This is a genomic window from Phenylobacterium sp. (genome assembly GCF_031181185.1).
Classification (GTDB): Bacteria; Pseudomonadota; Alphaproteobacteria; order Caulobacterales; family Caulobacteraceae; genus Phenylobacterium.
In genome coordinates this window covers 1-13,863 of sequence record NZ_JAPSKZ010000099.1, presented here as the reverse complement: position 1 = coordinate 13,863, position 13,863 = coordinate 1, and the positions used below count along the sequence as shown (strand labels likewise).

General features: G+C 70.1%; 12 protein-coding genes and 1 pseudogene. 6 read left to right on the top strand and 7 right to left on the bottom strand.

The window, feature by feature from the left end; genetic code table 11:
• A partial coding sequence (locus tag RIF93_RS12975; RefSeq protein WP_309091872.1) for an acyl-CoA dehydrogenase family protein occupies positions 1-558 on the bottom strand: 558 nt, incomplete at its 3' end.
• 13 nt (positions 559-571) lie between these two features.
• Entirely contained in the window at positions 572-2,941 is a 2,370-nt protein-coding gene (locus tag RIF93_RS12970) for a TonB-dependent receptor (RefSeq protein ID WP_309091871.1), read from the bottom strand.
• A 129-nt stretch (positions 2,942-3,070) separates the two neighbouring features.
• Between RIF93_RS12970 and RIF93_RS12965 the strand changes: the two genes are divergently transcribed.
• Together RIF93_RS12965 and RIF93_RS12960 are read left to right on the top strand one after the other, a co-directional pair.
• A complete protein-coding gene (locus tag RIF93_RS12965; protein ID WP_309091870.1) occupies positions 3,071-3,835 on the top strand; it encodes a LuxR C-terminal-related transcriptional regulator in 765 nt (254 codons plus the stop codon).
• Between the two features lie 221 nt (positions 3,836-4,056).
• Complete coding sequence (locus tag RIF93_RS12960; protein ID WP_309091869.1) at positions 4,057-6,537, top strand: TonB-dependent receptor; 2,481 nt, start codon at positions 4,057-4,059, stop codon at positions 6,535-6,537.
• Between the two features lie 65 nt (positions 6,538-6,602).
• On the opposite strand, the gene fghA is transcribed toward RIF93_RS12960, so the two are convergent.
• The 5 genes from fghA to RIF93_RS12935 form a co-directional block, all read right to left on the bottom strand.
• Positions 6,603-7,439, bottom strand: a complete 837-nt coding sequence (fghA, locus tag RIF93_RS12955; protein ID WP_309091868.1) for an S-formylglutathione hydrolase — start codon at positions 7,437-7,439, stop codon at positions 6,603-6,605.
• Position 7,440: 1 nt separating this feature from the next.
• Positions 7,441-8,550, bottom strand: coding sequence for an S-(hydroxymethyl)glutathione dehydrogenase/class III alcohol dehydrogenase (locus tag RIF93_RS12950; protein ID WP_309091867.1), 1,110 nt, complete (start codon positions 8,548-8,550; stop codon positions 7,441-7,443).
• Between the two features lie 66 nt (positions 8,551-8,616).
• Positions 8,617-9,501 (bottom strand): hypothetical protein, encoded by an 885-nt coding sequence (locus RIF93_RS12945; protein WP_309091866.1) that lies wholly within the window; start codon positions 9,499-9,501, stop codon positions 8,617-8,619.
• A gap of 56 nt (positions 9,502-9,557) precedes the next feature.
• On the bottom strand, positions 9,558-10,082 hold the full coding sequence (locus RIF93_RS12940; protein WP_309091865.1) for a YdcF family protein: 525 nt from the start codon (positions 10,080-10,082) through the stop codon (positions 9,558-9,560).
• A 40-nt stretch (positions 10,083-10,122) separates the two neighbouring features.
• Positions 10,123-10,434, bottom strand: a complete 312-nt coding sequence (locus RIF93_RS12935; protein ID WP_309091864.1) for a hypothetical protein — start codon at positions 10,432-10,434, stop codon at positions 10,123-10,125.
• A 253-nt stretch (positions 10,435-10,687) separates the two neighbouring features.
• Here RIF93_RS12935 and RIF93_RS12930 point away from each other — a divergent pair, with 253 nt between their 5' ends.
• The 4 genes and pseudogenes from RIF93_RS12930 to RIF93_RS12915 form a co-directional block, all read left to right on the top strand.
• Positions 10,688-11,815 (top strand): ABC transporter permease, encoded by a 1,128-nt coding sequence (locus RIF93_RS12930; protein WP_309091874.1) that lies wholly within the window; start codon positions 10,688-10,690, stop codon positions 11,813-11,815.
• Between the two features lie 17 nt (positions 11,816-11,832).
• Positions 11,833-12,636, top strand: a complete 804-nt coding sequence (locus RIF93_RS12925; RefSeq protein ID WP_309091873.1) for an ATP-binding cassette domain-containing protein — start codon at positions 11,833-11,835, stop codon at positions 12,634-12,636.
• Positions 12,636-13,607, top strand: coding sequence for an MlaD family protein (locus RIF93_RS12920; RefSeq protein WP_309091863.1), 972 nt, complete (start codon positions 12,636-12,638; stop codon positions 13,605-13,607). The genes RIF93_RS12925 and RIF93_RS12920 overlap by 1 nt, the downstream gene beginning before the upstream one ends.
• A pseudogene (locus RIF93_RS12915) lies at positions 13,604-13,863 on the top strand (ABC transporter); the annotation flags it as partial. The gene RIF93_RS12920 and the pseudogene RIF93_RS12915, both read left to right, overlap by 4 nt.

Below are 13,863 nucleotides of genomic sequence, written 5' to 3'. Positions count from 1 at the left end.
CCCTGCCTGCGGCTTGCCCTCGCTGCTGGTGCGAACGAGGCAGAACATGCGGTTGGCGTGGTGGGCGTGGGTCGTCCAGATCTTGGAGCCCGTGAGCACGTAATGGTCGCCGTCGCTGACGGCGCGAAGCTGCAGCGACGCCAGGTCCGATCCGGCCCCTGGCTCGGAGTAGCCCTGGCACCAGTAGTCCTCGCCCGAGAGGATGCGCGGCAGGTAGTGCGCCTTCTGCTCGGGTGTGCCGTACCGCATGATGCAGGGCCCCACCATACGCAGGCCCATCGGCGCGAGCGATGGGGCGCTTGCCCGGACGCATTCGGCGGCGAAGATGTGCCGCTGGGTCTCGGTCCAGCCGGGCCCGCCGTACTCCCTGGGCCAGGACGGCGCCGCCCAGCCCCGCGCGTGCAGGATCTTCTGCCAGGCGAGGCTGAAGCGCGGCTCGATGAAGACGCTGGTCTGACGCGCGCCGGCTGCCCTGAGTTCGGGCGTCAGGTTCCCGTCCAGAAAGGCGCGGACCTCGTCCCGGAAGGCGAGGTCCGCCGGACTTAGCGCCAGGTCCATGCGGCCCGCATCCTCACCGGAACTTCACCCGCAGCGTCGCCCCCACCGTCCGCGGCGCGCCGAGGAAGGCGGCGAACGTGCCGGTCTGCAGCGGCTGGTCGACTACGACTTGGTAGTAGTCTTCGTCGGTCAGGTTCTGCGCCCAGACCTCAAGCATCCAGGCCTCGCTCTCGGGCCCGACGCCGACCCGGCCGTTCCAGATCGTCATCGGCCGCTGGCGCTTCAGCGGGTCGAGGTTCGAGCCGGTGTTGTAGGCCGAGGTGTATCGCCCGGAGAGGCTGGCCCTCAGCTTGAGGTCCCCGCTCAGCGGCCGCTCATAGGCCGCCGACCACGAGGCCGACCACAGGGGCGCGTAAGACAGCCGTGAGCCCGGCAGCCGCGGCCCGACGCCGGGGCCCGGCGTGAAGTTGCCGAACTGGGTGACCGCGTAGGTGACGCCGCCCGTCAGGGTCAGGCCTTCCAGCGGCGTGCGGTAGACCAGGTCCAGGTCCACGCCCTTCGAGGTCACCTTCGGGATCGAGGCGACCACGAAGCTGATGCCGGTGAAGGTGTTCAGCTGGAAGTTCTTGAACGTCTGGTCGAAGGCCGCGGCGTTCAGCATCAGCCTGTTGCCGGCCAGGTTGCTCTTGAAGCCGGCCTCGTAGCTCTCGACCGTCTCGGCGGCGAAGCTGGTGTCGGGATTGATCTGGCCCGGCGCGAAGCGCGCGCGGTCCAGGTTGAAGCCGCCGCTCTTGTGACTGCTGGCGTACGACACATAGGTCATCAGTTCGGGGCTGAAGCGATAGCTGACCTTCACCGTGCCGCCCAGTCGGTCCTCGGTGCGCTTCTGGCGGGTGTCGACGTCGTTGAACGCCGGGTCCGAGCCGGGCGCGCACAGCGCCGAGCGCGCCGCGGCCGGGATCGGCCGGACGATAGCCGCGGCGCAGGCGTTGGCCGGGGCGGTGTTGCTGTACTGGGCGAAGACCTTCTTGGTGTCGTCGCTGTAGCGCAGGCCGAAGGTGACCTCGAGCGCGTCCGTCACGTGCCAGGTGTTGTTCGTGAACACCGCCCAGCCGGTCGAGCTGTGGTCGAACTGGTCGTACGCGCCCTGCCCCGGGACGAAGTTCTGCCCCGCCGGGATGCCGGTCAGCGCCGAGACGGCGGTGGGATTGGTCCCCTGTGACAGGAGCAGGCTGAAATAGGTCTCATAGGCCGTGCCGTACGGCGTGAAGGCGCTCGTATCCAGCTGCTCGTCCGAGTAGTAGCCGCCGATCATCCAGTCCAGCGGCCCCGACGTGCCGGCGAGCCGCACTTCCTGCGAGAACGTCTCGAACTTGGCGAACGTCCGCCCGTCGTCCGGCCGGTACCAGATGTCGGCCGACGAGAAGTCGATGTCGTTGGCCTGGTAGTTCTCCCAATCCCGCCAGGCGGTGATCGAGGTGAGCGTGATGTCCTTCGTCAGGTCCCAGTCGGCCTGCAGCGAAACGCCCCGTTCCTCGATCTCCTGGACCGACTCCCTGTTGGCGTAGGCGATCCGGCGGAACGGATCGGCCGGCCGCATCAGCCCCTCGTCGGCCGCCAGCGCGTCGATGATCGCCGCCGTCGGGCCGGGGACGGTGATGGTGTTCAGGCAGCACTGCTCGTCGCGCTTGGTGTAGTCGGCGAGGAACCGCAGCTGCAGGGCGTCGCTCGGCAGCCACATCAGCTGGCCGCGCACCGTCCAGACATCCTGGTCGTCGTTGTCCTTCTGGGTGCTGGGGCCCGCGCCGTTGCGCACGTCATAGAAGCCGTCGCGCACCCGCCGGGCGGCGAAGATCCGGCCCGCGAGCGTGTCGGTGATCGGCCCGGTCACGGAGGCTGAGGCCGCCAGGTGGTCGTGGTTGCCGGCGGTCAGTTCGCCGTTGGCCTCGAAGTCGAACTCGGGCGCCTTGGTGATCACGTTGATCACGCCCGCTGAGGTGTTCTTGCCGAAGACGGTGCCCTGCGGCCCCTTCAGCACCTCGATGCGCTCCAGCTCGCCCAGGTCGCCGAACGCGACCCCCGAACGGGCGCGGTAGACGCCGTCGATAACGGTGCCGACCGAGGATTCCAGGCCGGGGTTGTCGCCGATGGTGCCGACGCCGCGGATGCGGATCGAGGTCTGCGCGCCGCCGGTGGACGAGGTGACCGATAGGCCGGGCGTGAGCACCTGCAGGTCCTTCACGTCGCGGACGCCGGCGTCCTGCAGCTGCTGGCCGGACACGACGTTCACCACGATCGGCACGTCCTGCAGGTTCTGCTCGCGCTTCTGGGCGGTGACGATGATGCCCTCGACCACCGAGCCTTGGTCGTCCTGCGCCCAGGCGGCCCCGCCGCAAAGGCTTGCGATCACGGCCCCGGAGGCCGCCCACTTCCAAGCGTTCATTCATCCCTCCCGCGCCGCTCTTCAGGCGGCTAGTGTCGGCCCAGCTTGTGCCGGGTCCGTCCAGGAAGCTTGCGGGGGGTCCCGACAACGAACAAGCTATCGAAAGTGATAGGGTGGAGGCGTCAGGCCATGTTCGCCCGGGCCGGGTCTTCGGTGCGTTTGGAAGAGGTGGCGGCGCTGGCGCGCGAGATCGACGCCGTCGGCCGGTCGATGGGTCTCCCCTACGTGGCGGTCAGCGCCGACATCGGCAGCCCGAAGCCGCCGTGCGGCCCCGACGGCCGCCCTCTGGCCGAGACCGTGTTCCGCTGGATCAACGACCTCCGCTACTGGGAGGACCGCGGCTTCGCGCTTCGCGCCCCGTTCATCCACGCCTGCCGCGCCTGTTCCGAGCCCTTCTACTTCACCCGCGGTCGCCTCTGGTCGTGGCGGGCGAACCCGGCGCTCGAGGCCGTGTCCGCCGAGGGCATCGAGACCTTCGGCGTCGGCGCGGCCATCGTCGCGCCCGCCTACCTGCCCGGCGGCGTGATCGGGGCGGTCGTCTGGGCCACACCGGACGCCGAGTTCGACGTGGCCAATCTGTTCGAGGCGCGCGCCGCTGAACTGCACGCCGTGGCCCTGCGGTTCGCCGGCGTCTACGCCGAGGCGACCGGCGTCGTGGCCAGCGAGGCTCCCGCCCACCTCACCCGCCGCGAGATCCAGTGCCTCAAATGGGCCGCGGCCGGGAAGACCGACGCCGAGATCGGCAAGATCGTCGCCATCTCCACGCCCACCGTCCGCTTCCACATCACCAACGCTTCGCGGAAGCTCGGCGTAGCCGGCCGTTCCCAGGCCATCCACCGCGCCGCGACGCTGGGCTACATCGGCTCGGCGGACCTGCCGGCGCTACGACCCTGATGCGGGTTTTGACTGACCCGCGTTTTCTCATTCGCGGCAGGATTGTGGCCTAGCGCCTCAGAAGATGGGCGCGCGCGTGGCGATGGAGCCACAGCCAAGATCGACCTGCGTTTTTCGGCGCCGCCGTCATTGCCGAATGCTCCGCCCACGGCTCTAGCCCCTCGCGAGCGTGCGCCCGCGACTCCCCCAGTGGGGCACAGCTCGGGGAGAACGAAAACACAATGCGAACCACCCAACTGTTCCGAAGCACCGCCCTCGCCGGCGTGATGGCTGCGGCCTTTGTGACCGGCGCCCAAGCGCAGGACGACACCACGGGCTCTGGCCGCGAGATCGACGAGATCGTCGTCACCGCCCAGAAGCGCGAGCAGAGCCTGCAGGACGTGCCGATCGTCGTGACCTCGGTCAGCGGCGAGCTGCTGCGCGACGCCGGCGTCCGCGACATCCGCGAACTGACCGTCCTGACGCCCGGCCTGACCGTCACCTCGACCTCGAACGAAACCATCGTCACCGCCCGCGTCCGCGGCGTCGGCACCGTCGGCGACAACCCCGGCCTGGAATCCTCCGTCGGCGTCGTGATCGACGGCGTCTACCGTCCCCGCAACGGCGTCTCGTTCGGCGACCTGGGCGAAGTCACCCGCATCGAAGTCCTGAAGGGGCCGCAAGGCACCCTGTTCGGCAAGAACACCTCGGCCGGCGTCATCAACATCATCACCGCCGGCCCGACCGAAGACGTCCAGGCCCAGTCCGAAGTCACCGTGGGCGACTACGAGCAGTTCGGCTTCACCAGTTCGCTCAGCGGCCCGATCACCGACGGCGTCACCGGCCGCATCTTCGCCGCCGCCCGCTCGCGCAACGGCTACCAGGACATCATCACCGGTCCGGGTCCGCGCGGCCAGCACGACGACAACAACCAGAACTTCTACACCGTCCGCGGCCAGCTCCAGTTCGAGCCGACCGAGGACATCACCTTCCGGCTGATCGCCGACTACACCAAGCGCAACGAGGACTGCTGCGTCGGCACCCAGCTGTTCGTGGGTTCCGACCCCAACAGCCGCGCCCGCATGATCGAGGCCGTCCGTCCGGGCTCCCTGGACCTGACCTCGACGCCGTTCGACCGTCTGGGCTACGCCAACCGTCCGACCGACCAGCGCGTCGAGGACCGCGGCGTCTCGGGCGAACTCACCTGGCGCCTGACGCCGGACATGGCGCTGACCTCCATCACCGCCTGGCGGAAGTGGAACGCCGAGACCGGTCAGGACAGCGACTTCACCGCCGCCGACCTCGTCTACCGTCCGAACGACGGCTCGAACCGCGTGGGCTTCAAGCAGTTCTCGCAGGAACTGCGCCTGGCGGGTGAAGCGGTCGACGGCCGCCTGAACTGGCTGGTTGGCGGCTTCTACGCCGAAGAGGACCTCGATACCCGTTCGGTCCTGAACTACGGCGCGGACTACTACGCCTACTACGCCGGCCGCGTGCTCGGCGGCGCCCCGGCCCTCATCGGCCTGCGTCCCGGCACGATCTTCCAGCAGGGCGCTGGCTCGGACGACCGCTACGCTCAGGACGGCAAGACCTGGGCCCTGTTCACGAACAACTCGTTCGCCATCACCGATGCGCTCGAGCTGACCGTGGGCCTGCGCTACACCAAAGACAAGAAGACCCTGGTGACCGACTACAACACCACCGGCGCGGCTTGCGACCAGGGTGAAGCGGCCTTCGGCGCCCTGCTCGGCGCGGGGCTTCCCGCCGCGACCGTCCAGCGGATCGTCGGCGGCCTCTGCCTGAACTCCCAGAACAACGACTTCGACGATCTGGGCGTCACCACCCAGAAGCGCACGGAAGAGGAAGTCACCGGCACGGCCAAGCTGGCCTACCGCTGGAATGACGACGTGATGACCTACGCCTCGTACTCGCGCGGCTACAAGGCGGGCGGCTTCAACCTCGACCGCGAACAGGCCATCGCGCTCACGCCGGCCGGCACGCCGAACTTCACGGCCGACCCGGACACCAGCTTCCGCGGCGAATTCGTCGACAGCTACGAGCTTGGCGCCAAGACTTCCTGGCTCAACAACTCGCTGCTGCTGAACGCGGCGCTGTTCTACCAGAAGTACGAAGACTTCCAGCTGAACACCTTCGTGGGCACCGCCTTCGTGGTGGAGACCCTGCCGAAGGTCACGTCGCGGGGCGTCGACGTCGACTTCATCTACCTGCCGCCGGTCGAGGGCCTGACTTTCCAGGGCGGCGTGACTTACGCCGAGACCGAGATCGGCGAATTCGGCCCGGCCGACCTGCTCAACCCGTCGCGCTTCAGCAGCCTGCGCCGCCTGCCCGGCGCCCAGCTGTCGTTCGCGCCGCGTTGGTCCGCGTCCCTGGCCACGTCGTACGAGCGTGAGGTGTTCTCGGGCCTGAAGTTCCGCGCGAACCTCTCGGGCAAGTACACGTCCCGCTACAACACCGGCTCGGACCTGCACCCGGTGAAGGAGCAGGACGCGATGGTGCTGGTGAACGGCCGCGTCGGCCTCGGCGCCGAGGACGAGAGCTGGACCGTCGAACTGTGGGCCAACAACCTGTTCGACAAGAACTACCTCCAGGTCGGCTTCAACGGCCCGTACCAGGTGGACGAAGCGAACGACGCCATCAGCGTCTACAACGCGTTCCTCGGCGCTCCGCGCACCGTGGGCGCGACGCTGCGGTTCAAGTACTAGGAGAGACGCCTGCCTCGGCAGGTGGGGCGGCCCCGGAGCGATCCGGGGCCGCTTTTCTTTGCGGACTAGCCCAGGCGCTCGCCGTGCCAGGCCAGGTGGTCGGCCATGAAGGTCGAGACGAACCAGTAGCTGTGGTCGTAGCCCGGCTGCATCCGCAGGGTCAGCGGCACGCCGGCCCGCTCGCAGGCCTCGGCCAGGAGCTGCGGCTTCAGCTGTTCCTCGAGGAAGTTGTCCGCCTCGCCCTGGTCGACCAGCAGCTCGGGCAGGCGCGCCCCGTCCTCGATCAGGGCGGTCGCGTCATGGCGCCGCCAAGCCGCGCGATCTGCGCCGAGGTAGCCCGTTAGCGCCTTCTCGCCCCAGGGGCAGCGCATCGGCGAGGCGATCGGCGCAAAGGCCGACACGCTCTTCCATCGGCCCGGATTCTTCAGCGCCAGGGTCAGGGCGCCATGACCGCCCATCGAGTGGCCGGTGATCCCCTGCCGCCCCATGTCGACCGGGAACGCCGCGGCGACCACCTCGGGCAGCTCGGAGACGACATAGCTCTCCATCCGGAAGTGCTGCGCCCAGGGCGCCTGCGTGGCGTCCACATAGAAGCCTGCGCCCTGGCCGAAGTCGTAGGCCGGGTCGTCGGGAACGCCCTCGCCGCGCGGACTGGTGTCAGGCGCCACCAGGATCAGCCCCAGCTCGGCGCAGGCCCGCTGGAACTGTCCCTTCTCGGTGACATTCGCATGCGTGCAGGTCAGCCCCGACAGGTACCAGACGACCGGCCTCGGGCCCTGCTCCGCCTGGGGCGGGACATAGACGCTGAACACCATCGGCGTGCCCGTGGCGCGGCTCTCGTGCCGGTAAACGCCCTGGACGCCGCCGAAGCTCTTCGACCGGGAGACGACCTCCAGGGCCATCTCAGTAGACGACCACGCTGCGGATGCTCTCGCCGGCGTGCATCAGATCGAACGCCTCGTTGATGCGCTCCAGCGGCAGCTTGTGGGTGATCATGGGGTCGATCTCGATCTTCCCCTCCATGTACCAGTCGACGATCTTCGGCGTGTCGGTGCGCCCGCGGGCGCCGCCGAAAGCCGTCCCTTTCCAGACCCTTCCGGTGACAAGCTGGAACGGCCGCGTGGCGATCTCCTTGCCGTCCTCGGCCACGCCGATGATGATGCTCTCGCCCCAGCCGCGGTGGCAGGCCTCCAGCGCCTGGCGCATGACCGTCGTGTTGCCCGTCGCGTCGAAGGTGTAGTCCGCGCCGCCGCCGGTCAGCTCGACAAGATGGGCCACCAGGTCGCCCTGGATCTCCTTGGGGTTCACGAAGTGGGTCATGCCGAAGCGGCGGCCCCACTCTTCCCGCGCCGGATTGATGTCCACGCCCACGATCATGCCGGCGCCGACCATCTTCAGCCCTTGGATGACGTTCAGGCCGATGCCGCCCAGCCCGAACACCACGCAGTTGGCGCCGGCCTCCACGTCGGCGGTGTGGACCACCGCGCCCACGCCCGTGGTCACGCCGCAGCCGACGTAACAGGCCGTCTCGAACGGCGCGTCCTTGCGGATCTTCGCCACCGCGATCTCGGGCAGCACCGTGTAGTTCGAGAACGTCGAGCAGCCCATGTAGTGGTGGATGGTCTGGCCCTTGTACGAGAACCGGCTGGTCCCGTCGGGCATCAGGCCCTTGCCCTGCGTCGCGCGGATCGCCGTGCAGAGGTTGGTCTTGCGGCTGAGGCAGCTTTTGCACTGCCGGCATTCCGGCGTGTAGAGCGGGATCACGTGGTCGCCCGGCTGCACGCTGGTGACGCCAGGCCCCACTTCGACCACTACGCCCGCGCCCTCGTGGCCGAGGATCGACGGGAAGATCCCCTCCGAGTCCAGACCGTCCAGGGTGTAGGCGTCGGTGTGGCAGACGCCCGTCGCCTTGATCTCGACCAGCACCTCGCCGGCGCGCGGGCCTTCCAGGTCCAGCTCGACGATCTCCAGCGGCTGCTTGGCCGCGAACGCTACGGCCGCACGGGTTTTCATCGGCGCTCTCCAGTCTTTGGGATTCGCCGGCGTTCTAGCACGCCCGCCCCTGCCCGAAACCGCCGACTAGTAGTCCCTGCGCTTGGCCATCGGCTCGTTCGGATCGGGCGCGGTCGGCGGGGTGTAGGGCTTCAGCGCGGGCGTCGGCGCGGCCGGCAAGGTGGTCGCCACCGGTGGCGGCGCAGCGGGCAGCTCCAGCACCGGCGCGGCCGCTTCGGCGACCGGCTGCGGCGCCGCTTGGGCCGGGGCCGCGGTCTGCGACGCCGCCGCTGTGCGGCGAGCCGGGCGGGGCCGCGTGGGCTCGGCGGCGGCGGCGGTCGTCGCCGGCTGAGCCGGCTCGGCGACCGGCTCGGGCGCGCTGACGATGGTGGGGGTTTCGGACACGGGCGCCGCCACGGGCGTGGTCGCCTGCGGCGTCTCCGGGCCGCGCAGGAGCACGACCGCAAGCCCTGCGACGCCTGCGACCCCCGCCACGCCAGCGGCCGCCAGCGGCAGCCAGGGCGCGCGCTTGGGCTTGGCGCTCCGCCGCATCGGCGCGGCCGCGAAGGTCGCGGGTTCGGGCGCGGGCGCCGGCTCCGGACGCGGCATCGGCTTCGCCTGGGCCGGCTCCGGCCGCGCAATCGGCTTCGGCCCGGGCGGCGGGATGGCGGTCCGCGGAGGCGCCTGGATCGGCTGGGGCTGGGTGGGGGACGGCGTCGCCGCCGGAGCCGGCGCCGGCTTGGGCGCCAAGCCCGCCGTGGGCGCGATCGGCCGGGTGAAGGCTGGGGTTGGGCCGACCGGCCGCGTGAAGACCGGCGTGATGGTCCTGGGCTCCGGCTTCGGCTCGGGCGGCGCGGCCGGGGCCTTGGGCAGCGGCCCGACGCGGAAAGGCGCCTGGGGCATCTTCGGCCAGGCGCTGTTGCGGGCGAAGGGATTGGCGTCGCCCTTCCCGGGCGGCGGCGTCTCAGACATCGGTTTCTCGGGTCGGAAGCGTTGCGGGGGCACCCTCGTCGGCGACTTGGACAGCACTATGACGCAAGGCCGGCCTCCGCCGCCAGTTTGCGCCGCCGGACCAGCAGGATCGCCAGGTCGTACGGGATCGCCAGGCCCTCGCGCAGGCTCATCTTGGTCCAGTGCGTCAGGCTCGAGCCCCCGCGGCCCGGCAGCCGCGGGCCCGCAGCGCTTTCCACGCCCAGCAGTCCCAGCATGAGGCGGATGCGCGGCACGTGATAGGCGTCGCTGCAGACGATCACGCCGCCGGCGTCCAGCCGACGGCTCCAGCGGCTGGCCACCACCACGCTGTCCAGGGTGTCGAGGCTCGCCTCGTCGGCGATCAGCCGCTCGGGCGCAACGCCGTCGGCGAGCAGGCGCTCGACCATCACGGAAGCCTCGGACGGGCCGAACCGCCCGACCCCGCCCGAGCACAGCACCCTCGCTTCGGGGTGCGCCCGCGCCGCCGTCAGGCCGTAGCCGATCCGGCGCAGCAGCGAGCGCGACGGCCCGCTCGGCAGGATCGCGGCGCCGAAGATGGCGATGAGCGGCGGGCCGGTCATGCCGCCAACATGACGAGGCCGCGCGCCCCGCGCCAGACGGCTACTGGTTCAGCGGCGGGTGGTACTGCTCGATCAGGTCGACGCGCTCGGCTTCGCGCACCGCGCGGGTGACGTTCAGGCGCGTCAGCACCTTGGCGTCCTTGTAGGTCTCGCGCGCCTTCTCGAGCGCCGCGCGCCAGTTTTGGCTGGCGAGGTTGTCGGTCTCGCCAGCATAGACCACCTCCGGCCCTTCCGGGGTCACCCGGGCGATGACGTAGTTCGCCCCGGACGGCGGCAGGAACCGCTCCTCGTCGATCGACGTGTAGCGATAGCGGGCGCCGGACTTCCCGGCGAGCTCGATCTGGCGGGTCAAACCTACTCTCTCCACTGTCACGCGGCGCCCGGCCTGAATCGAAGCCTCAGCAGGGCACGCCCCTGCTCTCCCGTCCGAATTCGACCAAAAGGAGGCCTAGCTTCGCCATAAGACGCGCCAGATGGGCCCTGGCGAGGCGGAACAACCTTCGCCATATGGGCGTTCGCGCATCCGCCGGCTCTGTTAGGGTGCTGATCTTTCGAGGAGACACGACTCGGACCGCGCCGTGCGCGACCTCCGGGACACCGCCCGCATGGAGAGACCCGCCGACTTCACGCTGGATCCCGCGACGGATCGTCCCACGGTGACGCTCACCGGCGACTGGACGGCCCGCATGCTGGGCGGCGCGGGCAAGGGTCTGGCGGAGACCCTGGGCGGGCTTTCCCAATTCGCCATCGATATGAACGGCGTGCGCCGGTTCGACACCGCCGGCGCCCATGCCGTCGTGCGCGCCGCCGGTCGCAACTTCGATATCGCCCGCGTCCAGGCCCGCCCCGAGGCGCTGCGCCTGCTGCAGGTGGTGGACGACGCCATCCAGGTCGAGCCGGTCGTCCGGCGCGAGCCCCGCGACTTCCACGACCTGACCATCCGCATCGGCCGCGGCGTCGTGGGCTTCCTGCGGGACTTCCTCGACACCATGGCCTTCCTCGGCCGGCTGCTGGTGGTCGTCGCTCAGAGCCTGGTCTGGCTGTTCGTCTCGCCCCGCCGCATCCGCTGGCCCGCGCTGGTCTCGATCGTCGAGCGCGCCGGCCTCGACGCGATCCCGGTCGTCGCCGTGGCCACCTTCTTCATCGGCGCGGTCGTGGCCTTCATCGGCGCCGACATGCTGCAGCAGTTCGGGGCCGAGGTGTTCGCCGTCGAGCTGATCGGCATCTCGATGATGCGCGAGTTCAACATCGTCATCACCGCCGTGCTGCTGGCGGGCCGCTCGGCCTCGGCCTTCGCCGCCGAGATCGGCTCGATGAAGATGAACCAGGAGATCGACGCCATGCGCGTCATGGGCGTCGATCCGTTCGAGGCCCTGGTGTTCCCCAGGTTCGCGGCGCTCGTCCTGGCCATCCCGCTGCTGACCTTCGTGGCCACCCTGGCCGGCCTGCTCGGCGGCATCGTCGTGACCTGGTCGGCGCTGGGCCTGGGCCCCGCCTTCTTCCTCCAGCGGATCGTCGACAACGTCGGCATCGGCCACTTCTGGCTCGCTCTTCTGAAGGCGCCCGTCATGGCCGGCGTGATCGCCGGCATCGGCTGCCGTCAGGGCATGGAGGTCGGCGGCGACGTGGAATCCCTCGGCCGGCGGGTGACGGCGGCCGTCGTGCACGCCATCTTCGCCATCATCGTGATCGACGCGCTCTTCGCCCTCCTCTACCTGGTGCTGGACCTGTGAGCGCCCGCGACGAAGCCATGCTCGCCGACGACGAGCTCCTGGAAGGCGACGGCCCGGCCATCGAGGTGCGCGGCCTGCGCTCCCAGTTCGGCGAGAACGTCGTGCACGAGAACCTGGACCTGACCGTCCGCCGGGGCGAGATCCTGGGCGTGGTCGGCGGCTCGGGCTCGGGCAAGTCGGTGCTGCTCAACACCATCATCGGCCTCAAGCAGCCCGAGGCCGGCCACGTCAGCGTGCTGGGCGCCGACATCGCCAACGCCTCGCGCCGCAAGTGGTCGGCCCTGGAGCGATCCTGGGGCGTCCTGTTCCAGGGCGGCGCGCTGTTCTCGAACCTGACCGTCAAGGAGAACGTCGCCGCCCCGATCCAGGAGCACACGAGGCTGTCCCGCAAGGAGATCGACGAGCTCGCGGCCCTGAAGATCGCCCTGGTGGGCTTGCGCCCCGAGGCCGGAGCGCTCAAGCCGTCCGAACTGTCCGGCGGCATGCGCAAGCGGGCCGGCCTGGCGCGCGCGCTCGCCATGGATCCCGAGCTGCTCTTCCTCGACGAGCCCACCGCCGGCCTCGACCCGATCGGCGCCGCGGCCTTCGACGAGTTGATCAAGGAACTGTCGCGCAGCCTCGACCTGACCGTGTTCATGATTACCCACGACCTGGACACCCTCTACGAGATCACCGACCGCGTGGCGGTGCTCGCCGACAAGCATGTGGTGGCCACCGCCCCGGTGGCCGAATTGGAACGGGCGGACCATCCCTGGATCCGCGAATATTTCCTGGGTCCGCGCGGTCGCGCGGCGTCCCGGACGAGGACGACGGAGGCCTGATGGAAAGGAACGCCAACTATGCGCTCGTGGGCCTGTCGACCCTGATCCTTGTGGCGGCCCTGGCGATCTTCGTCGTCTGGCTCGCCCGCTTCCAGTTCGCCCAGCAGAACGACACCTACGACATCCTCTTCCAGGGGCCGGTCCGCGGCCTCTCGGAAGGCGGCGAGGTGCAGTTCAATGGCATCAAGGTCGGCGAGGTGACCAAGATCGCGCTGGACCGCACCAACCCCAGCCGCGTCATCGCCCGCGTCCGCGTCACCTCCGACGTGCCGATCCGCGTCGACAGCTACGCCACCCTCGAGCCCCAGGGGATCACGGGGGTGAACTACATCCAGATCACCGCGGGCACCCCCTCCAAGCCGCTGCTGAAGGACGAGGCCCAGCGCCAGTGCGAGCGCCAGGGCATCGGCATAGGCCGCGAGTGCATCCCGGTCCTGCGCAGCCAGCGCAGCACGCTTTCTGACCTGCTCGAGGGCGGCGGCACGGTGCTGACCCGCACGATCGAGGCCCTGGACCGCGTCAACCGCGTGCTCTCCGACCAGAACATCAAGACGTTCTCGGCCGCGCTGTCCGACACCCAGGCGGTCACCGCCGAACTGCGCGAGCGCAAGGCGATCATCGCCGACGCCCAGCGCGCCCTGCAGCGCGTCGAGGAGGCCACCGCCGAGATCGGCCAGCTCGCCCGCTCCAGCCGCGAGCTCGTCGACACCGACGGCAAGCGCACGGCCAGGAACCTCGCCGACGCCGCCGAGGAGGCCCGCGCCGCCGCCGCCGACGTCCGCGGCATGGTGGCCAAGCTGGAAGGCCCGACGACCGACTTCGCCACCAACGGCCTGCCTCAGGCCACCGCGGCGCTGACCCAGATGCAGGAGACGGCCGAGACCCTCGAGCGCCTGCTGAACGACCTGCAGACCAACGGCATCGCCGGCTCGGTCACGCGGAAATCCGAGGAAGTGAAGGTGCCCCAATGACGACGCTGCGGCTCTCGGTCCTCGCCCTCTGCGCCGTCGCGCTCAGCGGCTGCGCGCTCCTGGGCGGCGGCAAGCCGGCCCACCTCTACCGCTTCGGCCAGTCAGCCGTCGGCGAGGCCACGCCGGCGCCCGCCGCCGCGGTCACCGTCTTCCGCGGTCCGGGCGCCTTCCAGCGCGAGGCGGCCGGCGACCGCATCCTCACCGTCACCGGCGGCAAGGCGGCCTATGTCGCCGAGACCCGCTGGATCGCGCCCGC

Coding starts and splice junctions, on each gene's coding strand:
- RIF93_RS12970 (WP_309091871.1), bottom strand. CDS start 2,941: ATGAACGCTTGGAAGTGGGCGGCCTCCGGGGCCGTGATCGCAAGCCTT.
- RIF93_RS12965 (WP_309091870.1), top strand. CDS start 3,071: ATGTTCGCCCGGGCCGGGTCTTCGGTGCGTTTGGAAGAGGTGGCGGCG.
- RIF93_RS12960 (WP_309091869.1), top strand. CDS start 4,057: ATGCGAACCACCCAACTGTTCCGAAGCACCGCCCTCGCCGGCGTGATG.
- fghA (WP_309091868.1), bottom strand. CDS start 7,439: ATGGCCCTGGAGGTCGTCTCCCGGTCGAAGAGCTTCGGCGGCGTCCAG.
- RIF93_RS12950 (WP_309091867.1), bottom strand. CDS start 8,550: ATGAAAACCCGTGCGGCCGTAGCGTTCGCGGCCAAGCAGCCGCTGGAG.
- RIF93_RS12945 (WP_309091866.1), bottom strand. CDS start 9,501: ATGTCTGAGACGCCGCCGCCCGGGAAGGGCGACGCCAATCCCTTCGCC.
- RIF93_RS12940 (WP_309091865.1), bottom strand. CDS start 10,082: ATGACCGGCCCGCCGCTCATCGCCATCTTCGGCGCCGCGATCCTGCCG.
- RIF93_RS12930 (WP_309091874.1), top strand. CDS start 10,688: ATGGAGAGACCCGCCGACTTCACGCTGGATCCCGCGACGGATCGTCCC.
- RIF93_RS12925 (WP_309091873.1), top strand. CDS start 11,833: ATGCTCGCCGACGACGAGCTCCTGGAAGGCGACGGCCCGGCCATCGAG.
- RIF93_RS12920 (WP_309091863.1), top strand. CDS start 12,636: ATGGAAAGGAACGCCAACTATGCGCTCGTGGGCCTGTCGACCCTGATC.